This window comes from Nostoc sp. PCC 9305 (assembly GCF_963920915.1).
In the GTDB taxonomy this organism is placed as follows: domain Bacteria; phylum Cyanobacteriota; class Cyanobacteriia; order Cyanobacteriales; family Nostocaceae; genus Nostoc.
In genome coordinates, this window is sequence record NZ_CAWUDN010000055.1 from 20,208 (window position 1) to 45,823 (window position 25,616).

Consider the following 25,616-nt stretch of genomic DNA (forward strand, 5'->3'; position numbering starts at 1 on the left):
TGTATAAAAAACTAACTTATTACCTAAACGCAGAAGCTTATCTTATGATAATTTCTGCGTTTTTTTATTCGCAGCTATCACCAAACCAAGTAACCGCTATGATAGTTGAGGTCTGTTATGCTTTAACTAAACAAAAATAAAGGCATGGCGATCGCTACCATTTGAATGTTAAAAACTAATCGCTTTGCAACCAGTTGACTTTACCACTCTCACAGCTGCTTGTAGCGAAATCCGCGCTAACTGGCTACCATCACGCTTAGAACAGGTTTACCAGCGCGATCGCTACACGATTGCTATGGCATTACGCACCCTAGAACAGCGAGATTGGCTACAGATTTCTTGGCATCCCCAAGCTGCACATATTTGTATCGGCGATCCGCCACCGCGATCGCCAGATACCTTTACCTTTAGCCAACAATTAATACACCAATTGGGTGGTTTGGCATTGGTGGCGATTGAAGCGATCGCTCCTTGGGAGCGTGTGATTGATTTACAATTTGCCCGTCGTCCTGGAGAAAGCGCCCTGTATCATGTCTATGCAGAAATCATGGGCAAGTATAGCAACGTCATTCTCACCGACGCTAACAATATAATTATCACCGCCGCCCATCAAGTCAGTCAGCAACAATCTAGTGTCCGTCCCATCCAAACCGGACAACCTTATGAAACACCACCGAAACTAACTGGAACTGTCCCCAGTTTGAGCGAATCTCAAGAACGTTGGCAAGAACGGGTAAGTTTAGTGCCAGGAGCAATCAAGCGGCAATTGCTCAAAAGTTATAGTGGCTTAAGTGCTGCACTACTGGAGTTAATGCTGCTAGAAGCAAATATCGCACCAGAAACATCCACCGATACTCTCAACCCCGACGACTGGCGACGGTTGTTTGAACGTTGGCAAGAATGGCTGCAAGCCCTAGATTCCAAAGAATTTCAACCCGCTTGGACAAAAGATGGTTACACAGTAATGGGTTGGGGTGCGGTTGAAAAGGTCAAAAATATCCAAGAGTTGCTCAACCGCTATTACAGTAACCAAATTGACCAACAGTTATTTTCCCAATTGCGCCATCAGTTGAGTCAGAAATTAAATAATATTCTGGCGAAATTACGGAATAAAGCTCAAACCTTTCAGACGCGCTTGCAGCAATCAGATCGAGCTGATGAGTATCGAAAAAAAGCTGATTTATTGATGGCTCACCTGCAAAACTGGCAACCCGGGATGAAAGAAATTATCCTTGCTGATTTTGAGACAAATTTACCAATTGCGATCGCTCTCCAACCAGATAAAAATGCCGTCCAAAATGCCCAAAGTCTTTACAAACAGCACCAAAAGCTGAAACGCGCTCGTGCTGCCGTCGAACCGCTACTATTGGAAGTGCAGACAGAAATTGAGTATTTAGAACAAGTAGAAGCTGCGATATCTTCGATGGGCTACGCCTACGCTCAGATAGACACCTACCAAACAGCAGAAGATTTACGAGCTTTAGAAGAAATCCGCGAAGAGTTGATTGGACAAAAGTATCTTGAAGATCCAGAATATCGCAGTCGCAGCGCCAATGAACCCCCTAGCACTAACTTTCATCGTTACCTTACTCCCAGTGGCTTTGAAGTATTAATCGGTCGTAACAATCGCCAAAATGACCAATTGACCTTTCGTGTAGCAGTGGATTATGACTTATGGTTTCACGCTCAAGAAATTCCAGGGAGTCATGTCTTACTACGTCTAGAACCGGGTGCTGTTGCGGAAGAAGCTGATTTGCAATTTGTAGCTAATCTTGCGGCATACTACAGTCGCGCCCGTCAGAGTGAGCAAGTACCAGTAGTTTACACTCAGCCAAAACACGTTTACAAACCCAAAGGAGCAAAACCGGGAATTGCCATTTACAAGCAGGAAACCATACTTTGGGGAAAACCACAATTAACAATTCAAAATTAAAAATGACACTCTCTACTTAACCAAAACCTAAATCAGTTATTTTAATTTTTCTCCGCTTGCTTTTTTCTCTGGGTGCAAATTGATTAAATGAATCAGCTTTGAGTTGCCCGTAGATATTAGCAGTTTCTTTTTCTTGGTTATGCGCCTGCTTTTTCTAAATGGGAATTTACTGTGCCTTCAAGATGATGTATTTTTTGATTTTGAACATATAGAACAGCTTGCTCAAGTTGCTTACTGCCCAAAGAGAATATACCATATCCTTCTTGCCAAGCAAATTTTTCTGATGTAGGGCAAAGATTGTGGTTGAAATGGTGAGAACTACTTCCTTTAATTTTTTTCACAAACTCTGCAATCGCGATTGTTGGCGGTATAGATACTACTAAATGTATGTGGTCTTCAATACCTCCAATGGCATGGAGTATACAATTTAAACTAGTGGATTTATTAATGATGTAATTATAAAGCTCAGTTTCTTTATTGGAAGTAATTAGAGGTTGGCGTTTTTTTGTTGCCCAAACAATATGATAATAAAGTCGCCACAGAGACATAATATTTTTTAAATTTTGTATTTATTTACATACATTTATGTTTCCCATATTGCTGAAAAAATTATCATATTAGCAGTGTCAGTCAGCCAGTGAATCAGCCCAGCCAGTTCACGAAGGCAGCCAGAAGGCAGCCAGTCAGCAGCCAGCCAGGGAATGAAATTCCCTGTCTGAAAGCTAAAGTCGTCTGAAGACGACTATCTGGAACTAGCGAACAATTAAACCAAGTTTTTTTAGTCCTCTTCTAGAGGACTTGCACTATTAGACAGGGAATTCTATTCCCTGGCTATTCCCTAGCTATTCTGGCTATTCTGGCTATTCCTCAATTACAGCGCTTCCGGCTATTATGCAATATAGTTTTCTCCTTGCCCCTCTCCTATCATTGCTTTCAGCTTTTAGGATGTACCTCATAGCTGCCGAAACTGCTGTATCACTACCTCTCCTCTCAATTAGGCAAACTCTCAACCCGCATTAAATCCAATTCGCGTTCAAATATTTCATTAATTGGCAACATTTGACCATCAGCAGTCATAAACTTATGGTCTTTTGTTGCCCGAATTAATGAACCATCTTCTAAGCAATATTCAAACACCTCTTGTTCTCCGCGATCGTGCCACTGTGCCACAGGTTGCGTGTAAATATTTCCATTATCATCAACGCTGTACACACTGCATTCGATGCGTTTTTCGACAATTTCTCCAATCGGCATTAATCCATATTCTACAGTCAATATTTCCGTGTCATAGCTTAAACAATATTCAGCAAACTTCAACATCTGCTCAAATAATTCATCTGCAACTTTTTTCTGTACACCATTTTTAGCTGCGCCATCCACAAATTTCTCTCGCTGCTTTTGCATCTCAGAAACTTTCTTTTTACCCATCGCCCGACGCAGCAAGTCAGCTTGTCCTAAAGAATATCCCGCCATATCTTGAGCAATTTTCATGATTTGCTCTTGATAGACCATAATTCCATAAGTTTCGTCTAATATTGGTTCCAGAATTTGGTGCTGATAATCAATCTTTTCTCGACCGTGTTTGCGGTTAATAAATTTAGGAATTAGCCCTGCATCTAATGGCCCCGGTCGATAAAGTGCCAAAATTGAAGAAATATCTTCTATATTAGAAGGTTTCAAATCTCGCACGATCTGACGCATTCCAGAAGATTCTAATTGAAATATCCCTTCTAACTCACCTGCTTCTAATAATTCATAAGTTTTTTGGACATCTTTAGGTAAACTGCTGTGTTCACCTTTAGCTAATATCCTCTGGGCTTTTCTTTCCTGGCGCGGAATTTCATCAGGATCGACGCGATATCCTCTCGTTTCCTGAATCAAATCAACAGTTTTTTGAATCAGCGTCAAGTTCCGCAAACCCAGAAAATCCATTTTCAACAAACCCATTGATTCCAGGTCTTCCATGAAATATTGGGTAATCACGGAACCGTCATTATTCTTCTGTAGCGGGACAATTTCATCAAGTGGATCGGCAGAAATTACCACACCTGCGGCATGAACACCAAAAGTTTTGTTAGTTCCTTCAATTCGCATAGCCATATCAAGCCAATGGCGAACATGGGGTTCTTTATCATATTTCTCTTTAAACTCTGGTTCTGGAGTTTTATCAGAAACCATTACCTTGAGTTTCGTTGGTTTCCCCCGCACCACAGGAATCATTTTCGCCATTTTGTCAGCTTCCCCGTAGGGAATATTTAATACTCTGGCGACATCTTTCAAAACTGCTTTAGAAGTTAGGCGGTTAAAAGTAATAATTTGAGCAACTCTATCTGCACCATATTTCTCAGTGACATATTCAATCACTTTATCCCGTTGTTCAATACAGAAATCTGTATCAATATCAGGCATGGATTTCCGTTCTGGGTTCAAGAAACGCTCAAATAGTAACCCATGATGCACGGGGTCAATATTAGTAATTCTCATTGCATAAGCAACTAATGAACCAGCCGCCGAACCCCGACCTGGCCCCACAGGAATATTATTATCTCTAGCAAATTTGATGTAGTCCCAGACAACTAAAAAGTATTTAGAAAAACCCATCTGCTGAATCATTTTCAGCTCGTATTCCAATCTTTCTTTATAGACGGAATCGACTTCCTGACGAGATTTGCGATTTAAGCGTTCTAAAAGTCCACTCCATGCAACATCTTCGGCGTAAGTGTCAGCAGTATGACCGGAGGGAATAGGAGGCGTAGGAATCTGAGGCTCACCCATAATATGGTAAGGCTCGACCTTATCGGCGACTTCTTCAGTAGTAGCGATCGCTTCTGCAATTACATCATCCGGCAAATGGTCGCGAAATAGCTGCCGCATCTCTTCACCAGACTTGAGATACTCTGTGCCGCTATAACGCATCCGCTTATCTTCAATAATTAACTTGCCAGTTTGAATACATAGCAAAGCATCATGGGCTTCAACGTCAAAACAAGAAATAAAATGCGAATCATTAGTCGCAATAATTTTAATCCCTAGTTCACGCGCAATTTTGACTATTTCAACATTCACAATCCGGTCTTCTTGGGAGCCGTGGTCTTGAATTTCTAAATAATAATCATCACCAAATACATCTTTATACCACTGAGCAACTTTCCGGGCTGCATCTGGTCTATTACTGAGAATCGCTTGGGGAACTTCTCCACCCAAACAAGCGCTGGTGACAATCAAGCCTTCATGATATTCTTTTAATAAATCTTTATTAATACAAGGACGAGAAAAAATTCCTTTACCTTGAACACCTTTAAGGTGAGAAATTGTAGTTAATTTGACTAAGTTTTTGTAACCTTTGGTATTTTTAGCTAAAACGACTTGATGATATTTAGGACGGCGTTCTTGTTTCTCAATATCGCCATTAATTACATACATTTCATTGCCGATAATCGGCTTAATATTTTGACTACGGCAGATTTTGATCAGTTCAACGGCTCCATACATGACACCATGATCGGTAAGGGCGATCGCTTTCATGCCCAGTGCGATCGCTCGATCTACCAACTCTGGTAGCTGACTTGCCCCATCGAGCAGACTGTAGTCACTGTGAATATGTAAAGGAACAAAGGACATAAGCATCTCCAACCACAAGCCAAGACACCTCTAGGGGCCTACCTTGTGGTATACCCTTTCGAGCTAGATTTTGCAAAGCAACGGAATCTTAGATTAACAGTTTTTAACCAAAATTAAAGCTGTTCTTTTTCGGGAATTATCACTATCATTAGTGTTGTTTTAATAGTTACAGCAGTTAACCAGTACCTAGCCAATGAGTCAAACAGAGAGAACTACTTCGCCTGAAACCAAAGCTAGCCCTTGGTGGCAGCGTATCCCTCTCACGTTGCAAATTCTCATCGCCTTAATAGTAGCAGTCAGTGTCGGAATTGCCCTTGGTGCGGGGAATCCCAATCCCAGCAACACCGCTTTAATCAACAATTTAGCAATTCCGGCTGAATTGGTACTAAAGGCTCTCCGTGCCTTGGCTACACCCCTAATTCTGGTAGCGGTGCTGCATACTTTAATGACTACCAACATCCCTGGAACAGCCGGACGGCGGTTGGCAGTGCTACTTTTAACCAATACTACTGTAGCTATTTTGGTGGGACTTTTCGTAGCCAATGTCCTGCGTCCAGGGACTTGGGGCAATGTAGCTACCTCAACAAGTACAGCAATAGCTCCTCAGAGTCTCGATCCTTGGGGAATACTCAAAGATGCTGTACCGGAAGCTGTTCTCAAGCCATTGGTGGACAATAATGTCATTCAACTGATTGTGATTGCCCTGAGTTTTGGCATCGTCCTGCGGGGATTAAAATCTGAACAAATCGCCCAAGGGAAGAATGGATTCCAGCCGATAGAGGATGTCATCGGAATTTTATTTGAAGCGGTAGTCCGCATCCTCAACTGGGTAATTGCTTTAGTGCCGTTCGCAGTCTTTGGGATTGTAGCCAAAACTATTGCGATGCAGGGCTTTGCACCATTTAAATCTTTAGGTGCATTCATCGTCGCCGTATTGTTAGCACTGGTATTGCAAGCGTGCTACTACCTCATCAGAGTCAAATTTGGTTCTTGGGTACACCCGCTAAAATTCCTCGCTGGTGGTTCTGATGCCTTTTTGACAGCTTTCTCAACTTCTTCCTCAGCGGCAGCAATGCCCATAACCTTTGAGGTTTTGCAAACAAAAGTCGGTTTAAGGGAATCTTCTGCGGCTTTAGGGGCATTAGTCGGGGCAAATTTCAATAATGATGGTACTGCCCTCTATGAAGCAATGTCTGCGTTGTATATTTCCCAACTAATTGGACAACATCTAAGTCTGACACAGCAGTTAATTGTTATCCTTACCTCGATTTTTGCATCTGTAGGTGCGGCAAATATTCCCAATGCTGGACTAGTGACGATGACACTGGTGTTCACTTCTGTCGGCTTACCTACCCAGTACATCGCGTTGCTAGTTACTGTAGACTGGTTTTTAGATCGCTGCCGCACCGCCATCAATGTTATGGGAGATATGACTGTCAGTGCTTTACTTGACGGCAAAAAGCCTCGTTCTGTGGACGAGGCTTAGTTTGTCAGCTTTTCAGATATCTAATGCTGTTGAGGCCCTTTGGCGTCACATGCTTTAGTCCAGCAACGTTCTAAAAGTTGTAGACGCCAGATCAATACAAACCGTTGGGGATTCAATACTAATTTAGTATCCCGACTAAATAAGGGCTGGTTCAGATACTGCCAAAGAGGAAATTTAATTTTGGTGTGTTTTGGAGTCATAAGAACAAGAAAAATAATATAAAAGTTGTGTCTAGGAATTACCTAATACTGTTTTTCTAGTTAAAGGCTACCCTGCGTTTTTGCGATTGTCTTTGTGGCAATTGCGGAATTCTAGCAAGTGAATTTATGTTGTTTACGCTTTAATACTGAGAATTGTATGCACAATTTTTCTGATTCCATATCCTGTGAAATATTATGACTTTTCACGAAATTCTTGCTTCAAAGACATTGCTAGGGGCGTACATAATAAGGTTTGCTTAAGGCAAACTGTTACAAAGCCGTTGCTACCGTTGAGATTAGATAGGTGAAAAATTGCTGAATTAGACATAAATTTTGAATTGCTTCTCATCCCACCGTTATCACCCGCCGAATTTCGTCGCTGCGAAATCCGATCGCCATTAGACGACGTACTCCCAAAAGCGCGGCTAATTTTATCCTTTAAGTTTGGAACATATTGGAATGACTCTTTAATTAAGCATAAAAAACTGGGATGGCCATCTTGCCCATCCCAGAAAAAAGAGAATTTTCTCATCAAATGCCTTGGCTATATTCGAGCTCAGGCGGTTTCATTAAGTTATACTTCTGACTATCTAATAATGAGTGCCTGTTTTGCGATGGTTGATAGCAGTCACAGCATCAGGCTTGAGTAATTTCCCTTCGTCCACAGTTGCATACACAACCCAGTGATCGCCACATTCCAGACGTTGGTTGACTGAACATTCCAAATATGCTAAGGCGTCGGTGAGGACAGTACAACCGTTATCTGCAACTGCTGTACTAAAGTTGGCAAATCGATCTTCTCCAGGGGCGAAAGATTTACGGAAATGCTTCATGTATTCTTGATGATTGCCTTCAGGTAAAATATTTAAGGCAAACTTACCGCCTGGATACATCAAAGATTCGATGGCTCGCTCTTTAGCGATCGCCACTGTGATTCCGGGTGGATTAAAGGTGGCTTGAGAAACCCAAGCGCCTAACATTGCGGTAGACACTTCTCCTTGTTTAGCTGTCACCACGCAAACGGAACCAACGATCCGGCCAACAGCCTGTTCCACTGGAGTAGCGGCTTGTTGGGGTACGCGTACCTTTTTAGCCTTTTTCAGTGCTTGGGCAAAATCTGTACCGAGTTCTTCACAGAATTTGAGAGTGACATCATCAGGTTTAAACTTCACCTTCAGGGTGTCAAAACCAAAGCGATATCCAGCATCGCGGAGTTTACCTTCAATTAAGTCAAATGCTTCACCACTCCAGCCATAGGAACCAAATACCCCAGCGAGTTTGCTGTTGTCACCACTCGATAACACAATCCCTAAAGCAGTATGTATGGGAGTTGGTGCATGACCACCGATGGTAGGTGAACCGATGATAAAACCCTCTGACTGTGCGAGGTTGATGCGAATTTCATCAGGGGTAGCAAATTCGCAGTTGATTGATTTAACTGCAACTCCACCTTTAGTTAGTCCCAGAGCGATCGCTTGTGCTAAAGTCGCTGTATTTCCGTAAGCTGAAGCGTAAAGTAGGGCAACGGAAATTTCGCGATCGTTGTGAGAACGGCTCCACTCTCCATAAGCTTTGGTGAGTTCGATTAAGCTGCTGCGTACCAAAGGCCCATGACCCACAGCATACATTCTCACCTGCAAATCTGATATTTTCTCCAAAGCTGCTTGCACATGAGGAGTTTGGGGAGCCATCAGGCAGTTAAAATAGTAACGCTGGTCTTCTTTGAGCGCTTCCCAGTTATCATCAAACACTTCATCACCACAGAGATGAGTTGCAAATAACTTATCTGTGTAGAGAATTTGAGTTTGCCGATCGTAGGTACAAAGTCCTTCCGGCCAACGCGGACTGGGAGTGGGTAGGAATTTCAAAACATGACCCTTACCTAAATCCAGAGTTTCTTTCCCCCGCATCACCAAGACATTTAAATCTTGCTCTAAGAAAGCAGCACGCAAATTGTTCGCACCAGGAAGAGAACAGACAAAAGTTACCTGTGGTGCCAGTTCTAAAATTGCTTTGAGGGTTGCAACTCGATTGGGACTAAAATGACCCAGGATTATATAATCCAAACTTTGTAAATCTAAAGTCTGCCGCAATGCCTCTAAATAAATTTCGGTAAAGCTTTCTGGCGGTGGATCGATAAGTGCGGTTTTATCAGCTTCAATTAAATAGCAATTGGAAGTAGTACCTCTTTCAAGTGCGTATTCAATTTCAAACCGCAGACGTGACCAACTACGCGCTCTGATCGCTTTAGTATTTGTAGCAATTGGTAGAACTTGTACGTCGCGTGGCTTGGAATTGGTCATAGCTGTTGGATAAAGTTAGGGAATAGGGGATAGGGGATAGGGAATAGGGAATAGGGGATAGGTTATAGGGTATGGATCATAGGAAACAGGGGATAGTTTTCTTTGCTGTCCCCTGTCACCTATTACCTCTTCCCTATTTCTTAGTAGTAATTACCTACTTTCCGATGGCGAACGGCTGTCAATCCATCGTTTTTGGAGACACGACCTTCTTGGACAGTGCAGTATAAAATCCAGTGGTCGCTGCATTCCATGCTGGTCTGTATTTCACATTCCATGTATGCCAGAGCATCTGCCAGAATCGGCGAACCGTTTTTTGCGGTTTGAGTTTTTACTCCTGCAAAGCGGTCAGCGCCGGGATGCAAGCGCTTGAGGAAGTGTTTTTTGAGTTCTTGAAAATTGCCTTCTTCCAAAACGTTGAGGACGAAGCGATCGCCTACTTGCATTAAGGAATCAATGGCGCGGTCTTTGGCAACGGCAATTGTGAATCCTAATGGTTGCAAACTCGCTTGCGTTACCCACGATGCCAGCATTGCACTTGAGACGTTATCTTTTTTGGTGGTGACTATATATAGTCCGCTGCTAATGCGACCCAGCGCCTTTTCCATGTTGACATCAAGGGACTTAATTTGCTTGATGTTGCGATCGCGCACTAGCAATTGTCCGATGTCTTTACCCGCTTCTTCACACAACTGGAATGTTGATGCGCTGGGAGTCTCTTTAATCCGAATGGGTGGGAAAGCTTCTTTGATGCCAGAGTCAAGAAATTGTCTGCGGAGTGTATCAATGGGTTCATCATCCCCACCGTAACATTCAAACAGCCCAAGAAATTGCTTGTTCTTGGCGACAGCTAGCACCGAACTGATACTAGCTTGGGCGGCGGCGGAGGTAGTTGGGGGCATCCCGATAATGATGCCAGCTGCTCTCCCGGCTAGTTCTTGAATTTCTTGGCTTTCAGCAGTACTCAGATCCAGTACTTCTACCCCAACGCCAGTTTTCAGGATACCTTCGGCAATTGCGTGACCAAGACGCTCGCCATATCCATATTCTGAGACAAAAAACAAGCCAACTGTGGTTTCTGCTTTAGCTTGTTTTTGGCTCCAATTTTCATAACACCCGGTCAGAACATCTAAATGGTGGTATAATAGTGGGCCGTGACCATTGGCGATAATATTAATCTTTCCGAGATCGCCCATCCGCTTCATCGCATTCAGCAGCGAACGGGCATTAGGGCCCATCAAGCAGTCGTAGTAAAATCTAAAGTCAGCTTCAATCGCTTCTAAATCTTCATCAAAGGTGCGATCGTCACAAAAATGCATCCCAAAAGCATCACAGGTGTAAAGAATTTGGGTTTTGCGGTCAAAGCTAAAGATTGTATCCGGCCAGTGCAGGTTAGGCGCACTCACGAATTCCATTTCGTGGCCTTTGCCGATATCGATGCGATCGCCAGTTTTCACAACCCTCTTCGAGAAAGGATCGTGAACCAAACCTTCCAAAAACTGAAGTGCAACTTTTGAGGCTAAAACTGTAGCTCTAGGAGCTAACTGGAGTACATCTTCTACTAAGCCGCTATGGTCTGGCTCTGTGTGACTAACAATTATGTAATCAATTGTTTTGGGGTTAACAAGACCTTTAAGGGTCTCTAAATACAGATCGCGAAACTTCTGGTGAGAAGTATCAATCAAAACTGTTTGTTCGCCCCTAATTAGATATGAATTATAGGTTGTACCGTTTTGCAGTCCGAATTCGATATCAAAGCGATCGCGATCCCAGTCAAGAGAGCGAATCGCCGTTGTGTTAGGGGCAATTTCTACAGTTTGTATAGTTAGCCGATGTTGAACGTTCTCTTCGTGGGCCTTGCCGGTCGTAGACATCGATACCATTATTCGTCTCCGAGCGCAAATTAACAGGTTTTTCTTCTGCCCCCATTCTCTCTATTATTTTTATTTGAAGTTGTAATGAATATCAGTTTTTGAAAAATTTAACTTGTATCAAATATTGCTGTTTTTCAGCAAAAAATATGACTCAAAAAATCTACTCAATATTAATTTATTCCTAAGTTTTACTGAGTACTTATTTTTTCCTATTGATGTGGTTTTATCTTAATTCAAAAACATCATAGCAATTATATTTTTTAATTAGAACAGCATAATTTAAACAATATTACATTGCAAGTCTATCTATCAAGTTTAAATTACTTGTGATGCTTGATATTGTCAGAGAATATATTTTTCTACTTAAAAAATATATTTTTTCGGATACTTCCTTAATTAGAAAAAGTAGGAAAGGTGGGAAAGGTAGGAAAGGTAGGAAAGGTAGGATAAACCTTATTAGACTTCCAAAAAGCATCGAATAGGCTGTTAACATTAGTTAATTCAATAGATATTCAATCTGTTGTTGTCTTAATCAAAAATATGGTACATAGAATATAAACTTTATGTAAAGTCGGTAAAACAGATATTTTTTTGGAGATAATCAAGTCAAATTTCCAGAGACTAGTTGAATAAAAAGAAACTAGGCTTGTATCTCTTTTTCCGCTCATCCAAATGGAAACTAGCGTAAAAAGGATTTTTAAAGTTTCGATAAACCTGCGTAAGCATAGGAATAATCTCAGGAATTTAATGATACAGTCCTTTATTATCGACTTTAAACATTAATCAAGATAACGCCAACCAATTTTTCTTGTCATAGCTATAAGCTAAAGCTTTAGGCTATCAGATAAGTCTGCCTATATAGGTTAATGTGTAATCTCGGTGTGCCGAACTTTTTATAAAAATCCATTGTTGATGAAAAATTGCAAACTTTGATAGTGTTCTCAAGCCAATACCGATCGTGTTGCGGTCTTATAGACGCTGACATCCTTAATACTTTAGTTCAGTTTTCTCGAATGTATGGTGAAATACCTAAGTAATTCAGTATACAGACGTAAATAGATACAAAAATGACAAAAATTGATTTTGTAAAAGGCTATTTTTTATGGGATGCCGATTAAAAGTGTTTCTCACAGAAGAGGAAAAGCTAACTTTAGAAGAGTTGAGAAAAGCCAAAGATGTTCCTCAACGTACTAAGGATCGTGCTCAAGTTTTACTGCTGAATACTCGTGGCTTAAAAAATGAGCAAATTGCAAAAGGCTTGAACTGGGCAATTTCAACAGTGCGTCAAACCCTTCATCGCTGGGAAAAAATGGGTTTAGCAGGTTTATGGGATGCTCCCGGTCGAGGAGGAAAACCCCGATATTCGGAATCGGATTTGGTTTATCTCGAAAATTGTTTAGCTCAAGAGTCAGAGACTTATAACTCTAAACAATTAGCAAAAAAACTGGCGTCTGAACGTCAAGTAAACTTGAGTGCAGATCGACTACGACGGGTACTGAAAAAAAGGGGAAGGAGGTTTGGAAGCGCACGCACACAAACCCAGAAACAGCATAATTAGCTAATTAAACCATCTTGGACTTGAATCACTCGTTTCCTTTGAGATGCGATCGCTAAATCGTGAGTGACAATCATGATTACCTTCTTGACAAGTTCCTGCTTTTTGCAGAGATAGTGCGTGTTGCGCTTCTTTCTATTACTTGGGCTTAACTGAACGGTCTTGCTATATTAGCCCTTGAACTCAAGTTATACCAATTTAAAAAATGATTGCGACAGATGGAAAACTGAAACACTTATCCAATAGATGTTTCACAATCCAAAATCCAAAACTTGTACTGAGCGTATCGCTAAAGCGAAAGCTCCGCTAACGCGTAGCGTCTCGTAGAGAAGTCGAAGTATCTAAAATCCAAAATGGTATTAGCTGTGCATTATAGAAAATTCTGATGGGAGTTTCCCATAAAACAAAGTCCACTTACACATTACAGTGTCAAGTGGACTTGTTACTATCTTTAGTGGATCCGAGCAGAGTCGAACTGCTGTCCAAATTGGGTATTAACCCCCCGCTCATTCACAGGTTTAGCCTTTCTAATCCTCAAGGCGGGAATCGTTCATTATCCCGAACGTAGGATGCTCTGATTTGATCTTAGCCAGCAAGCCAACCAGAGAACGCTTGCTAGAGCATCCGTTGGGGGTTGGTCTTCAGTCCTTAACGGAGTCAAACTAAAGACGCTCGAACCTATAAGAGGCGTTTTAGGCTGCTACTAGAGCATCCTTACGAGCAAAGTTAACGATGTTATTCGCATTTACTTTTTGTTTGAGCCTTTGATTTCCGAGAGGAGACTCACTCTCGACCTGAATCACAGAGCAGCGTTCGCCAACCTGTCGAAACCGTGACGGACCCATGCGCTTCATACTTCAATTATAGTACGCGATTATTGAATTCGTAATTCGTAATTCGTAATTCGTAATTCGTAATTAACAAAATCAGGATATATGGCTCCAATTACTCAAAATAGCCAATCGCTAATTTTAAAACCATTAGCAATTGGCTATTTACGATGATCCACAACAAGTATTTTTCTAAGTTAGTGCTTCAGCACCACCTACGACCTCAAGCAGTTCTTGGGTAATTGCAGCTTGTCGGGCTTTGTTGTAAGACAGTGTGAGGGTATTAATCAATTCACCCGCATTTTCACTAGCATTACTCATAGCTGTCATCCGTGCAGCTAGTTCACTAGCCGCCGATTCTTGCAGTGCTCGCAATAGCTGGTTACTCAGATATAGGGGCAACAGAGAATCAAGAATCTGCACTGGATCTTGTTCAAAAATCATGTCAGGAGCCAACGGGCGGACTTGCTTAGTGACTTTCTCGCGTTCGACTTCAAATTTACCGCCACGAGTTGTCAAGCGGAAGATTTCGTCATCGCCTGCTTCTAGACCTTGCGGATCGAGCGGCAGTAAGGTTTGTATGACAGGGCGGGAGCTAACTAAGGAAATGAATCTGGTATAGATTAATTCGATGCGGTCAACTTCTTCCGACAGAAACAAAGAAAGCAGTTGGTCAGCAATTTGATTGGCTTCCGCAGCAGTAGGGATTTGCTCTAAACCGCTATAGGTAGCATCAATGGGCTGATCACGGCGTTGAAAGTACTGTGTAGCTTTGCGCCCAACGAGCACAAATTGATAGTCTAAACCTTCTGCCTTGATTTCCTTAGCACGGTTTTCTGCACGACGAATAACGTTGTTATTGTAGCCGCCGCATAAACCGCGATCGCCTGAAATAACCAACAACCCAACTGACTTAACTTGGCGTTTTTTCAGTAGTGGTAGGTTTGCTTCTTCAAAGCGCAGACGGCTTTGCAAACCGTACAATACTTGTGCCAAGCGATCGGCAAAGGGGCGAGTTGCTAGCACTTGTTCTTGCGCCCGACGCACTCTAGCCGCAGCTACGAGGCGCATGGCTTCTGTGATTTTTTTGGTGTTTTTGACCGACTGGATGCGATCGCGTATTGCTTTTAGATTGGCCATAATTTTTTCCTTAGTAGTTAGTCATTTGTCCTACCCTGCGGGAAGCCGCAGAAGCGTCTATGTCATTAGCCAGTAGTCATTAGTTCTGTACCAATGACCCGTGACCAATGACTAATGACTAATTACGCTGTAGCTTTGAAGGTCTTCTTGTATTCGGTGAGTGCTTCCTTCAAGGCAGCTTCTTCTGCGTCACCTAGTGCTTTAGATCCTTGTACTCCTTGGGCATATTTACCACCCTTTAAGTATTCCCGCAGACCTTTGGTGAAGGTAGTTACTTGATTTACAGCTACATCATCCAAGTAACCATTAATACCAGCGTACAAAATTGCTACTTGCTCGTATACCGAGAGTGGCGAATTTTGTGGCTGCTTGAGGAGTTCGCGCAACCGTTGACCCCGTGCCAACTGGTCTTGAGTGGCTTTATCTAAGTCGGAAGCAAATTGTGCGAAGGCTTGTAGGTCATCAAATTGGGCTAGTTCCAATTTAATCTTACCGGCAACTTTTTTCATTGCCTTGGTTTGAGCGGCAGAACCCACGCGGGATACTGAAATACCAGGGTTTACAGCCGGACGGATACCAGCGTTAAACAAGTCAGAAGATAGGAATATCTGACCATCGGTAATGGAGATTACGTTGGTGGGGATGTATGCTGAAACGTCACCAGCTTGGGTTTCGATGATTGGTAGGGCGGTCATGCTGCCTTTACCTAATTCGTCACTAAGCTTTGCTGCTCTTTCTAACAAACGAGAGTGAATGTAGAATACATCTCCAGGGTAAGCTTCGCGTCCGGGTGGACGACGCAGCAAGAGGGACATTTGGCGATAAGCTTGGGCTTGCTTGGAAAGGTCATCGTAAATTACCAGGGTAGCTTTGCCTTTGTACATAAAGTACTCGGCAATAGTTGCGCCTGTGTAAGGAGCTAGGTATTGTAGGGTTGCTGGTTCACTGGCACTAGCAAAGACGACGACGGTGTAATCCATTGCGCCTTTTTCTTGCAATGTCTGCACCACGTTAGCAACGGTGGAAGCTTTTTGACCGATCGCAACGTAGACACAAACTACATCTTCTTCTTTTTGGTTGATGATGGTGTCGATCGCGATCGCAGTTTTACCGGTTTGGCGATCGCCAATAATCAATTCCCGTTGACCACGACCGATGGGAATCATCGAGTCAATAGCTGTAATCCCAGTTTGCATGGGTTCGTGTACAGACCGACGAGCGATGATACCTGGTGCTGGAGATTCAATCAAACGGCTGTCTGAAGTTTTGATGTCTCCCTTACCATCGATGGGACGACCCAAAGCATCTACAACTCGGCCAATTAAGGCTTCTCCTACGGGTACTTGGGCAATTCTACCAGTAGCGGTTACAGAACTACCTTCTTGAATTTCCAGCCCTTCACCCATCAGCACCGCGCCCACGTTGTCTTCTTCTAAGTTCTGGGCGATGCCAATAGTGCCATCTTCAAATTCCAAGAGTTCCCCAGACATAGCCTTTTCCAGACCATAAATCCGGGCAATACCGTCACCTACTTGCAGGACGGTACCAACGTTAGCAACTTTGACTTCTTGGTCGTATTGCTCGATTTGTTGTTGGATAATGCTGCTAATTTCGTCAGGTCTAATTGATATGCTCATGTGTCTATCTTTTTTGCTTTCGAGACGGAAAAATTAATTCAGTTAGGAGTTAAGAGTTAGGAGTGATGAGTTAAAAATGCCAAAATTACAAGTTAAAAGTCAAAATAAATTACTATTTACTTAACTCCTAACTGTACAGACAAGGGTTAATCGCATCTCTCTACTTCCTGTACAGACGCGTAGACGCTCGTAGAGCGGCTTCTCGTAAGAGTATAATCGCGTCTCTCTAACTCCTAACTTTCTAGCTATTAGTTAAGCGCAATGAAAGGCGGCGCAACTGACCCCGGATACTGGCGTCAATTACCTGCGAGCCTACTTTAATGATCACACCACCAATTAACTCACTGTCTACCTTGGTTTCTAGTTCTACCTGGCGAGCATTACTGATGGCAATGACCTTTTGGATGATCGCCTGCTGTTGAGCTTCTGTGAGGGGAACGGCTGAAATTACTTCCGCTAATACGGTTTGGTTCAGCTGCCGCAACAGCGCCAGATACTGTTCAAAAATCGATTCCAAGAAGGCAATGCGGCGTTTGTCTACCAATACCAGCAAAAAATTGCGTAAGTAGGGGTTAGAACCTTCACCGAGTATTTGTTTGATGAGAGCTTTTTTGTTCTCAGCCTGAATAAACGGGTTGCTGAAGAAGTTGTGTAACTGTTTGTCTGCCCTGAGCAGTCCCAGGAAAGTCCGCGCATCTTGCCCGAACTCTTCTGTCAAGTTTTTCGATTGAGCTATTGACAAAAGTGCCTGTGCGTAAGGTTGGGCTACTTCGGCTGTCGCTACTTGACTTGTCATACATTGCCTCCCAGTTGTGCGATGCTACGGTCAATTAAACTTTGTTGAGCATCGTCAGCAATCCCGCCTTGAAGTTGCGATTCGACTTTTTGCAATGCTAGTGTAGCAACTCTTTGCCGCAGTTGAGCGATCGCTCGATCAGTTTCAGTGTTTAAATCTGCTGCTGCTGTTTGTTTCAAGCGTTCTACGTCTTGCACTGCCTTCGCTAACAAAGCTTCTTTAGCCTTGATGGCGTTTTCTTCAGCAGATTGGCGGATGCGTTGTGCTTCTGCCTGAGATTGCTTCAACTGCTCTTGCGCTTGGGAAAGGGCAGTCTTTGCCTCTTTTAAGCGCCCTTCTGCTTCCTGAATTGCGGTGGCAATATTGGATTGTCGCTCGTTCAGGATATTGCTTAAAACCTTACGTCCGAAGTAGAATAATATGCCAATCAGAATCGCTAGATTAATCAGATTGGTTTCAAAAATGTCTAGGTTTAGACCGAAACCACCTTCTGCTGCGCCTTCTGCCAATTCAGAGTGAACAGCGTTCGCTTCTGCGGCAAGTAATAAGAATGTCCCCATGATACCCATTTACAAGTGCGCTGCTCGCTTGCTAATACGTTGTATTTTCCCGAAGGGAAATTAATTATCTTTCCCCCGCAGGGAAATTAATTATCTTTTCCCCGTAAGGAAATTAAGTATCTTTCCCCTGAAGGGAAAAAAGTGCCTTTTTTTGACACTTAATTAAGCGCTCTGGACTAGGGCCCAGTTGCGCGTATGCTTTCACAGAACCAGTCTAGTTAGCTTATCTAACTGGAGTTGGCCCCAATAGTTTTTCTAGAATCTGCCTGCTTAGAGCATCAACTTGTTGCTCTAAGGTGCGAAAAGCTTCTTGCTTTTGTTGTTCTATTTCAACAGAAGCTTGTTCTCGTTGAGACTGAGCTTCCTTTTGGGCCTCAGCTATTTTCTCGGCAGTAATTTTCTTAGCTTCAAGTTGAGCTGCTTCTAAAGTCGCTTGCGATTGTCTGCGAGCGTCTGCAAGTTGCTGCTCATATTCGGTAGCCAAGCGCTCGGCTTTAGCCAAGCTTTCTTGCGCCTCAAGGGTATTCGTTCGGATATAATTATCGCGATCGTCTAGTACCTTGGTCAGTGGCTTATAGAAAATTGCATTCAACAAAGCTGCTAATAGCAGGAATTGCAATGCCATGAAGGGCAAGGTAGCATCGAAATCAAACATTTGTCTCCTCTTTGGCTGGAGTAGCAGTTTTCATGGCTAGCAACATCATCCAACCTTTCATATTTTAGAGACCCATAGCCAACAAGGGTCAACTGAACTTTAGAACTATTAAGATACCCAAAATGTTTCGATTGTAGAGGCGTGATTGTTCACGTCTCCACACTCACAAAAATTTTCAGGTATTAGGCAAAGGGGTTAGCAAACAGCAATACCAAGGCAATTACTAGACCATAGATAGTCAAGGATTCCATGAATGCCAAGGTTAATAGCAGAGTACCGCGAATTTTTCCTTCTGCTTCAGGTTGACGAGCAATACCTTCTACTGCTTGTCCAGCAGCGTTACCTTGACCAATACCAGGGCCAATTGCAGCTAAACCAATCGCTAAAGCAGCAGCGAGAACTGAAGCAGCCTGAACTAATGGATCCATGTTGATTTTCCTTGCTTTGATTACAAAACTAACAAAAGTACGTTAACGACTAGAAACGTGGTTTTCACGCTGCACATGAGTTCATTTGATCGCGCTTTGCGATGTTTTGAGCAAAATGCTCTTGGAACTGTGCTATCAACTGAGAAGTTTAATGCTCCTCATGTTCTTCTCCGCCATGTCCCTCCATTGCCTCATGAATGTATGCTCCGGCGAGGGTGGCGAAAACCAGGGCTTGAATGGCACTGGTAAATAAACCCAAGGCCATTACAGGCAGAGGTACAAATAGAGGAACTAGCAGCACCAACACCGCGACTACCAATTCATCCGCCAAAATATTACCAAATAGCCGGAAGCTTAGGGAGAGGGGCTTGGTGAAATCTTCAAGAATTGCGATCGGCAACAAAACGGGTGTTGGCTCTATATATTTCTTAAAGTAGCCTAAACCCCGCTTGCTAAAACCCGCGTAAAAGTACGCTAAGGAAGTTAGCAGTGCTAATGCAACAGTCGTATTGATGTCATTGGTGGGAGCTGCCAATTCGCCCGAAGGTAGCCTGATGAGCTTCCAGGGAATTAGTGCGCCTGACCAGTTCGATACGAAAATAAACAAAAACAATGTGCCAATAAATGGCACCCAAGGACGGTACTCTTTCTCACCAAGTTGGTTTTTGGCCAAATCACGAATAAATTCTAGGGCATATTCCATCAAATTCTGGATGCCCTTGGGAATTCTTTGTGCGTTGCGAGTAGCAGCTATTGAAGCCACTACTAAAATGCTAATCACAAACCATGAGGTGAGAAAAACTTGCCCATGAATTTTAAGATTGCCTAATTGCCAGTAGAAATGATGTCCTACTTCTAATTCGGCGAGGGGAAAAGAATTAAAGGCGTTTAAGACACTAAGCATTTGCATTCTTCAAGCATTTTCCCCAACGAGCGAGGATGGGATTACTATCTTTGTGAGCCTGACTTTTTAAGAATCAGGAATGAACGCAATTTGCACCATATAGACGAAGAGCGTGGCTTTGTAAGTTAGAAATCCCAAAAATATGGGCAAAATCTGTAGCTCACGCCATTGAGTTGCCACGATCATGACTCCCATAAATAGAGCAAAACGAGTTTTGCTCAAACTGGTTTTCTCACTACCGAGCTGCTCAACATCTCTAGCCAACATTTTTAAGTAAACCACACCTGTACACGCCCCAATTAAATAATTTAGGGCAATGTTTAAGGAATAAAAAATCCACACAGAGATAAAAATAACCCCCGTTAAGACAAGCGTGATTACCAACAATCGCTGGAAGAGTTGATGGAACTCTTGCATGGAGTTACCTGATTCTGTGTCTTCAGAACCAGTTTTAGCATCTTGTTGCGTTGTCGGAGTGGGCGCAATTGATTCGTCAGACAAGCTCACGGGACTTGAAACCAGTACAGTTAAATATGATGACTGCACATTCAGTCAGCTGAATCATATCACGATGCGGTAACAATACTTTAGGAAAAAACAATTAACTTCTTGTCAACATCAGAGAGTAAGTGCCGACAGACTAAAGCCTACAGCACTTTTACCAAGTCCGCTGAGGTGGGCTTAGTGAAAAAGTTAGGGTTTTATAGGATATTGATAAATTGAGGGCAGGCAAGATGCCCACCCCACAATAATCTTGGGTTGAATCTACCTCTCGATTAAATTATCTTGGCAGTCCGCAGACCGAACAGCAAACCTACAGATAAGCCAAAGAATAAACCCAAGAAGACGATATAAGATACAATTGCAAACATTTATTGCTCTCCAGAATACTTCCTAAATCTATTGAATCATTAGTTGTTGGGTATTGAGCATAGGGCAAAACAGTCCCGTTAGCGGATAGCTAAGGTTTAACCCGTGCTGAGTCCTGAGTCAGATTCCCTACTTCCTATTTCCTAGATTGCGATACAATACAGCCCACGAGCGCTTGTTTGGGGATGGGCAATGACTTCTGTAATTAATGTAAATTTACCAGAGCAGTCTTATGAGATTGCGATAACTTCTCTTCGAGACGCTACACGAACGTCGAGCTACGCTAACGCACCTTCGAGTTTAGATCAACTGGGTCAACAGATGGCCAGTCTTAATCTAGGCAAGAAGGTATTGCTAGTTTCTAATCCGACGATTTTTAAGCATTTTGGCGAAAGAGTAATAACATCCCTAAAATCTGCTGGGTTTGAAGTTGCTAGCTGCACTCTACCACCTGGTGAACGCTACAAAACCCTCAATTCCATTCAAAAACTCTACGATGTAGCCTTGGAAAACCGCCTAGAACGTTCTTCGACGATGGTGGCTTTGGGCGGAGGTGTAATTGGCGATATGACTGGCTTTGCAGCCGCAACTTGGCTGCGCGGTATTAATGTTGTCCAAGTGCCTACCTCTTTGTTGGCGATGGTAGATTCGGCAATTGGTGGCAAAACTGGTGTGAATCATCCCCACGGTAAAAACTTAATTGGGGCATTCCATCAACCGCGTTTGGTTTTGATTGACCCAGATGTGTTAAAAACTCTACCTATGCGCGAGTTTCGGGCAGGGATGGCAGAAGTTATTAAGTACGGTGTGATTTGGGATGCCGAATTGTTTGCTCAGTTGGAAGCAAGTAAACGCCTCGATCAACTCCGCTATGTAAAACCTGACTTAATAACAAATATATTAACGCGCTCTTGCCAAGCTAAGGCTGATGTTGTTAGCAAAGATGAGAAAGAAGGTGGATTACGGGCAATTCTCAACTATGGACACACCATCGGTCATACAGTGGAAAGTTTGACTGGTTATCGTCTAGTAAATCATGGTGAAGCGGTGGCTATTGGTATGGTAGCAGCCGGTCAAATTGCTGTGGATTTAGGACTGTGGCAAAAGGAAGACACAGAACGTCAAAATGCTTTAATTCAAAAAGCGGGTTTACCTACTCAGTTACCAGATGGGGTAGATATTGAAGCAATTATTGAGGCGTTGCAGTTAGATAAGAAAGTCAAAGCGGGGAAAGTACGGTTTGTTTTACCAACAGAGATTGGTGTAGTAACAATTACCGATGAAGTGCCATCGGATATTATTCGGCAAGTTTTGCGAGGAATGCGAACAATTTGAAGAAGAATTCAGGAGTCAGAATTTAGGAGTCAGAATAAAAGTTAGTTGCTCTGTCCTTCAATTACCAATTAATGAGCCATGATACTCCAAGCCAAAAATCAATTAACTTTGCAAGAGTTCTTGAATCTTCCACCAGGCGAGGGAGATATCACCTACGAACTTGTTGATGGTCAAGCAATTCCTAAAATGTCACCCAAATTTTTTCACGCGAAACTTACCCACGTTCTTCTCAATTTGATTGAAAAATCGTGTGAGGGAAAAGGAGAAGTTTGCCCGGAATGGGCTGTTGCATTAACTCGTCGGGGACGAGATTGGATGCCAATTCCAGATATTTTACACATTTCTTATGAGCGTTTACCCGCTAACTGGGATGAAAATGAAGCTTGTCCTGTTCCTCCTGATTTGGTGATTGAGATTATTTCGCCCTTCGGGTTCGAGAGTGACGCTCGAAGACTCGCTAACGCTACGCTATCGCAATCGACGGAAACCGCCAAGACTGCGACTCTCTCACCAGGGCAAACCTTTGGACAAATGGCGGCTAAAGCCAAAGACTATTTGGATGCTAAGGTGCTGCGGGTGTGGGTATTAGATAGTAAAGCCAGAAGCATTACTGTTTTTTATCCAGATGCAGCACCACAAACTTATATGGGAGAAGAACTACTCACAGATTCTTTGTTTGAGGGACTGCAATTTACTGTTGAGCAGGTGTTTCAAAAGGCGAAAATACCATTAGATGCTCAATAGTACAATTTTCTTACTCTCAAAATTCATCAAAATTTTAAGTGGTGCAAGTTTGCCTAGTTTTAACAAGTTGCTTGAGCAACTTGGCTAGTTAATTGAGATGGTAGCTAGATTGACGCGCACTGTAATAAGAGTTTAGCTAATTAATTCATCCATTTGTAGGAGGTAATTAGTAACCCAAGAAGTGTACTTTGCTTATAGTCAGACCAATACAAGATGGTTTGAAGCAAGATTCACGCAACAGATGCATCAATTATGTTAAACCTAATATTCACCGAATGTATAAAAATAAAACCCTTGCTGCTTTCAACAGCTTTTTTGCTAGCTATACAGACTTCTGCCAATGCTCAACAAGCTGTTCCTAGTTTGACGCCACGACAAGCTCAACATTTATCCCGTGACTTGGTTCCATATAATTCTCAAGACTTTTTTAGGCAAGGAAAATATTCAATTGAAAGAGAAATTCAAATTCTTAGGCAAGGACAACAGCGCCTAATTAAACCTGTTCTCAAGATTGATTCAGTACCGCAGATCAAAAAACCGAATCCCCAGCAAAAACCCCAAGGTCTTATCTAAGTAAGAATCATCATCCTTTTATGACTCCTTAGATTGCTACTTATTCTAATTTTAATTTATTGAGATATAGTACATAAACTAAAGTCCCAGGCATCAGAATCGCTATGCTCTACTTTTGGTTTACAGAGGTTTGGTGTTTTTAATAAACTTTGCAACACAAATTTACAATTTTAATCGTCTAGTAAACCCATCAACGCTTGAATTTCAACGTCTTGATCTTGCGGCTCTGATAATTGAGACTGTAGCTTTAATAATTGACTCTGTAATTCTTCTGCTACATGGATCATGTCGGATTCTTGTGCAATTTTTAGCTGATTTTCTTTAATTTTGATTTGTTTAAGCAAATTATTGTCAAGATGAGTTGAGTTGTAATGTTGAGCAATCATAAGTTTATTTTTATTATCAATGTATGGAGTGCAATGAAATTTTTCACCTATGTATTATTCCACACTTTTGTCATTTTTTAAATATAGCTGTTCTTGGTGAGTTAAAAGAACCCCACACCCAATTACCTCTTTGCTGGTTTCGTGGAGGGGACTATGATGTACCTTGTATTATTAGGGAACGCTATAAACATTATTTTTGTGAACAGTATGGACTTAAAGTTTATCAAGAGAAAGATTTATACCTTCGTAAAAATTATATCTACAGTGCTGATAACAAGTGCGATTGGATTAGAATCATGGAATATTTATGCAGCAATTACTAATACTAATGTACCAAGCAGCCTTAATCCAATTTTTTGGATTGAGCGTTTTGCGATGATGAGCCATTTTATCGAGAGTATTATAGCAGCTTTTTATGCACCTTCAAGACAAAAAATACCAATAAAATATGCTACTTATACTTTTTTTGTTGGCACAATTGGGTTGTTAGAACTGTTTGAGCGACAGGATGATTATTGACGCTTCTATGCCTTAAAGGCATGGGTTTTAGACTAGGTTGCTAGGATGCGATCGCACCCTAAGTACAAAGATTATTAAGTTATTAAATATACCCTAGTAAGCAAAAATCAAGTGCGGTAGTTTCCCAATGAATGATAGGTAACTAATGAATCTGGCACTCAGAAGGGAGTATAGTTTGTATAGTTAGCTTTTTGCTGAAATTTTAGTTTGACACTAAGGAATTAAAAAATGTCTACTGATACTGACATAGTTACTTACGTTGAAGAAAGTGAGTTTGATGTTGTTTTAAACGGAAGTGAAGAGAAAGTTGTAGTTGTTGATTTTACTGCTACTTGGTGTGGCCCCTGTCGCTTAGTCAGTCCGTTAATGGATCAACTTGCCGAAGAATACAAAGGTCGTGCTAAAGTCGTTAAGGTAGACGTTGACAGCAATAAGCCCATTTTCAAAAAATACGGTCTTCGCAGTATTCCAGCAGTTTTAATTTTCAAAGATGGTATTTTAGCAGAAACCATTGTGGGAGTTTCTCCTTACGAAGACTTTAGCAATGCTGTTCAGAAGCTTCTTTAGATAATTCGTAATTCGTAATTCGTAATTCGTAGATAGCATCATTAAGAATTACGAATTATTTTAAATATTTCTTTTTCGCCTATAATGCGTTTGAAGTAAACCACTTGGATATTGTTTTGAGGTAATAAGCTCCAATTTTTCTTCAGGGGTAGGTGGTGGGAAAAGATATATACCGCCACCTAAGATAGTTGGAATCGTTGAAATGATATATTCATCAATCAAGCTGTGCTGAAGAAACGAATTGATTAATTTTCCGCCACCAACTAGCCAAATATTTTTTAAACCTTGAGCCTCTATATTAGCTAACGCCTGTTTTACTGGGTCAGAAACAAACACAACGTCCTCACGATCGGATTGGAGATGACGTTGGGTGAATACGAAGGATTTTTTTTCTGGGTAAGGCCATCGATCAAAACCCAGCCCTACTTCATACGTCTTGCTACCTAAGACGATCGCATCAATCGATTCGTAAAAAGCAGTGTAACCGTAGTCTTCACCTTCTGCATCAAGGATTGATAGCCACTCAATTCCGCCATCGCTGCGAGCAATGTAGCCATCCAAACTAGCTGCAATGTAGAGTGTAACTTTCGTCATTGTGTTTGTAAATTTGGTAGTTTTCACTCAATGAGTGCAAGCGATGCCTGTGGCAACGCGAAGCGCGATCGCAGCCTTATTTTTTCTACAGCATTTTAGCCCTTGATGG

At 42.1% G+C, this 25,616-nt stretch carries 25 protein-coding genes and 1 other RNA gene; 8 read left to right on the top strand and 18 right to left on the bottom strand.

Translation table 11 applies throughout. The features are described from left to right. The first annotated feature begins 184 nt into the window (after nt 1–184). Complete coding sequence (locus ACM0OX_RS20375) at nt 185–1,933, top strand: NFACT family protein (protein ID WP_414516834.1); 1,749 nt, start codon at nt 185–187, stop codon at nt 1,931–1,933. A 137-nt stretch (nt 1,934–2,070) separates the two neighbouring features. Here ACM0OX_RS20375 and tnpA read toward each other — a convergent pair whose 3' ends face one another. Together tnpA and ACM0OX_RS20385 are read right to left on the bottom strand one after the other, a co-directional pair. Beyond that, the gene (tnpA, locus tag ACM0OX_RS20380; protein ID WP_414516835.1) at nt 2,071–2,481 is read right to left on the bottom strand and encodes an IS200/IS605 family transposase; all 411 of its coding nucleotides are present in this window, start codon (nt 2,479–2,481) and stop codon (nt 2,071–2,073) included. 442 nt (nt 2,482–2,923) lie between these two features. After that, nucleotides 2,924–5,554, bottom strand: a complete 2,631-nt coding sequence (locus tag ACM0OX_RS20385) for a DNA polymerase III subunit alpha (protein ID WP_414516836.1) — start codon at nt 5,552–5,554, stop codon at nt 2,924–2,926. Nucleotides 5,555–5,747: 193 nt separating this feature from the next. On the opposite strand from ACM0OX_RS20385, the gene ACM0OX_RS20390 reads away from it, so the two are divergent. Next, complete coding sequence (locus ACM0OX_RS20390; RefSeq protein WP_414516837.1) at nt 5,748–7,040, top strand: dicarboxylate/amino acid:cation symporter; 1,293 nt, start codon at nt 5,748–5,750, stop codon at nt 7,038–7,040. A gap of 20 nt (nt 7,041–7,060) precedes the next feature. Here the strand turns inward: ACM0OX_RS20390 and ACM0OX_RS20395 are convergent, their stop codons facing one another. From ACM0OX_RS20395 to ACM0OX_RS20410, 4 genes are all read right to left on the bottom strand, one after another. After that, nucleotides 7,061–7,240 carry a hypothetical protein gene (locus tag ACM0OX_RS20395; protein WP_228013468.1) on the bottom strand — a complete coding sequence of 60 codons (180 nt, stop codon included), beginning with the start codon at nt 7,238–7,240 and terminating at the stop codon, nt 7,061–7,063. A 193-nt stretch (nt 7,241–7,433) separates the two neighbouring features. Continuing rightward, nucleotides 7,434–7,772, bottom strand: a complete 339-nt coding sequence (locus tag ACM0OX_RS20400; RefSeq protein WP_414516838.1) for a hypothetical protein — start codon at nt 7,770–7,772, stop codon at nt 7,434–7,436. 58 nt (nt 7,773–7,830) lie between these two features. Then, a complete protein-coding gene (locus tag ACM0OX_RS20405) occupies nt 7,831–9,543 on the bottom strand; it encodes a diflavin flavoprotein (protein WP_334839356.1) in 1,713 nt (570 codons plus the stop codon). A 140-nt stretch (nt 9,544–9,683) separates the two neighbouring features. Continuing rightward, the gene (locus tag ACM0OX_RS20410; protein ID WP_414516839.1) at nt 9,684–11,423 is read right to left on the bottom strand and encodes a diflavin flavoprotein; all 1,740 of its coding nucleotides are present in this window, start codon (nt 11,421–11,423) and stop codon (nt 9,684–9,686) included. Between the two features lie 1,093 nt (nt 11,424–12,516). On the opposite strand from ACM0OX_RS20410, the gene ACM0OX_RS20415 reads away from it, so the two are divergent. Next, nucleotides 12,517–12,972, top strand: a complete 456-nt coding sequence (locus ACM0OX_RS20415; protein ID WP_334839353.1) for a helix-turn-helix domain-containing protein — start codon at nt 12,517–12,519, stop codon at nt 12,970–12,972. A 449-nt stretch (nt 12,973–13,421) separates the two neighbouring features. Here the strand turns inward: ACM0OX_RS20415 and ssrA are convergent. From ssrA to petL, 10 genes are all read right to left on the bottom strand, one after another. Then, nucleotides 13,422–13,812, bottom strand: a transfer-messenger RNA (tmRNA) gene (gene ssrA / locus ACM0OX_RS20420). A gap of 179 nt (nt 13,813–13,991) precedes the next feature. Further along, a complete protein-coding gene (locus tag ACM0OX_RS20425; RefSeq protein WP_414516840.1) occupies nt 13,992–14,939 on the bottom strand; it encodes a F0F1 ATP synthase subunit gamma in 948 nt (315 codons plus the stop codon). A 122-nt stretch (nt 14,940–15,061) separates the two neighbouring features. Next, nucleotides 15,062–16,576, bottom strand: a complete 1,515-nt coding sequence (gene atpA, locus ACM0OX_RS20430; RefSeq protein ID WP_414516841.1) for a F0F1 ATP synthase subunit alpha — start codon at nt 16,574–16,576, stop codon at nt 15,062–15,064. Between the two features lie 241 nt (nt 16,577–16,817). Further along, nucleotides 16,818–17,372, bottom strand: a complete 555-nt coding sequence (gene atpH / locus ACM0OX_RS20435; protein WP_414516842.1) for an ATP synthase F1 subunit delta — start codon at nt 17,370–17,372, stop codon at nt 16,818–16,820. Further along, nucleotides 17,369–17,941 carry a F0F1 ATP synthase subunit B gene (locus ACM0OX_RS20440; RefSeq protein WP_414516843.1) on the bottom strand — a complete coding sequence of 191 codons (573 nt, stop codon included), beginning with the start codon at nt 17,939–17,941 and terminating at the stop codon, nt 17,369–17,371. Before ACM0OX_RS20440 ends, atpH begins: the two co-directional genes overlap by 4 nt. A gap of 214 nt (nt 17,942–18,155) precedes the next feature. Next, on the bottom strand, nt 18,156–18,587 hold the full coding sequence (locus ACM0OX_RS20445) for a F0F1 ATP synthase subunit B' (protein ID WP_414516844.1): 432 nt from the start codon (nt 18,585–18,587) through the stop codon (nt 18,156–18,158). A 182-nt stretch (nt 18,588–18,769) separates the two neighbouring features. Then, the gene (atpE, locus tag ACM0OX_RS20450; RefSeq protein ID WP_013192016.1) at nt 18,770–19,015 is read right to left on the bottom strand and encodes an ATP synthase F0 subunit C; all 246 of its coding nucleotides are present in this window, start codon (nt 19,013–19,015) and stop codon (nt 18,770–18,772) included. Nucleotides 19,016–19,163: 148 nt separating this feature from the next. After that, nucleotides 19,164–19,925 carry a F0F1 ATP synthase subunit A gene (atpB, locus tag ACM0OX_RS20455; RefSeq protein ID WP_322674305.1) on the bottom strand — a complete coding sequence of 254 codons (762 nt, stop codon included), beginning with the start codon at nt 19,923–19,925 and terminating at the stop codon, nt 19,164–19,166. A gap of 60 nt (nt 19,926–19,985) precedes the next feature. Next, nucleotides 19,986–20,426 (bottom strand): ATP synthase subunit I, encoded by a 441-nt coding sequence (locus ACM0OX_RS20460; RefSeq protein ID WP_334719948.1) that lies wholly within the window; start codon nt 20,424–20,426, stop codon nt 19,986–19,988. 269 nt (nt 20,427–20,695) lie between these two features. Further along, a complete protein-coding gene (gene petL / locus ACM0OX_RS20465) occupies nt 20,696–20,791 on the bottom strand; it encodes a cytochrome b6-f complex subunit PetL (protein WP_099101760.1) in 96 nt (31 codons plus the stop codon). Between the two features lie 190 nt (nt 20,792–20,981). Here petL and aroB point away from each other — a divergent pair, with 190 nt between their 5' ends. The 3 genes from aroB to ACM0OX_RS20480 all read left to right on the top strand — a co-directional run bounded on the left by aroB (nt 20,982) and on the right by ACM0OX_RS20480 (nt 23,441). Beyond that, entirely contained in the window at nt 20,982–22,124 is a 1,143-nt protein-coding gene (gene aroB, locus ACM0OX_RS20470; RefSeq protein ID WP_414516845.1) for a 3-dehydroquinate synthase, read from the top strand. Between the two features lie 78 nt (nt 22,125–22,202). Next, entirely contained in the window at nt 22,203–22,868 is a 666-nt protein-coding gene (locus tag ACM0OX_RS20475; RefSeq protein ID WP_414516846.1) for a Uma2 family endonuclease, read from the top strand. 252 nt (nt 22,869–23,120) lie between these two features. After that, entirely contained in the window at nt 23,121–23,441 is a 321-nt protein-coding gene (locus ACM0OX_RS20480; RefSeq protein ID WP_414516847.1) for a hypothetical protein, read from the top strand. 170 nt (nt 23,442–23,611) lie between these two features. On the opposite strand, the gene ACM0OX_RS20485 is transcribed toward ACM0OX_RS20480, so the two are convergent. Then, a complete protein-coding gene (locus ACM0OX_RS20485; RefSeq protein ID WP_334898543.1) occupies nt 23,612–23,827 on the bottom strand; it encodes a hypothetical protein in 216 nt (71 codons plus the stop codon). Between the two features lie 207 nt (nt 23,828–24,034). Between ACM0OX_RS20485 and ACM0OX_RS20490 the strand changes: the two genes are divergently transcribed. Continuing rightward, a complete protein-coding gene (locus ACM0OX_RS20490) occupies nt 24,035–24,346 on the top strand; it encodes a hypothetical protein (RefSeq protein WP_334839666.1) in 312 nt (103 codons plus the stop codon). A 228-nt stretch (nt 24,347–24,574) separates the two neighbouring features. Then, a complete protein-coding gene (trxA, locus tag ACM0OX_RS20495; protein ID WP_094351155.1) occupies nt 24,575–24,913 on the top strand; it encodes a thioredoxin in 339 nt (112 codons plus the stop codon). Nucleotides 24,914–24,973: 60 nt separating this feature from the next. Here trxA and ACM0OX_RS20500 read toward each other — a convergent pair whose 3' ends face one another. Next, nucleotides 24,974–25,507: a dihydrofolate reductase family protein gene (locus ACM0OX_RS20500; RefSeq protein WP_414516848.1), complete on the bottom strand. Its 534-nt coding sequence runs from the start codon at nt 25,505–25,507 to the stop codon at nt 24,974–24,976. Between the last annotated feature and the right edge of the window lie 109 nt (nt 25,508–25,616).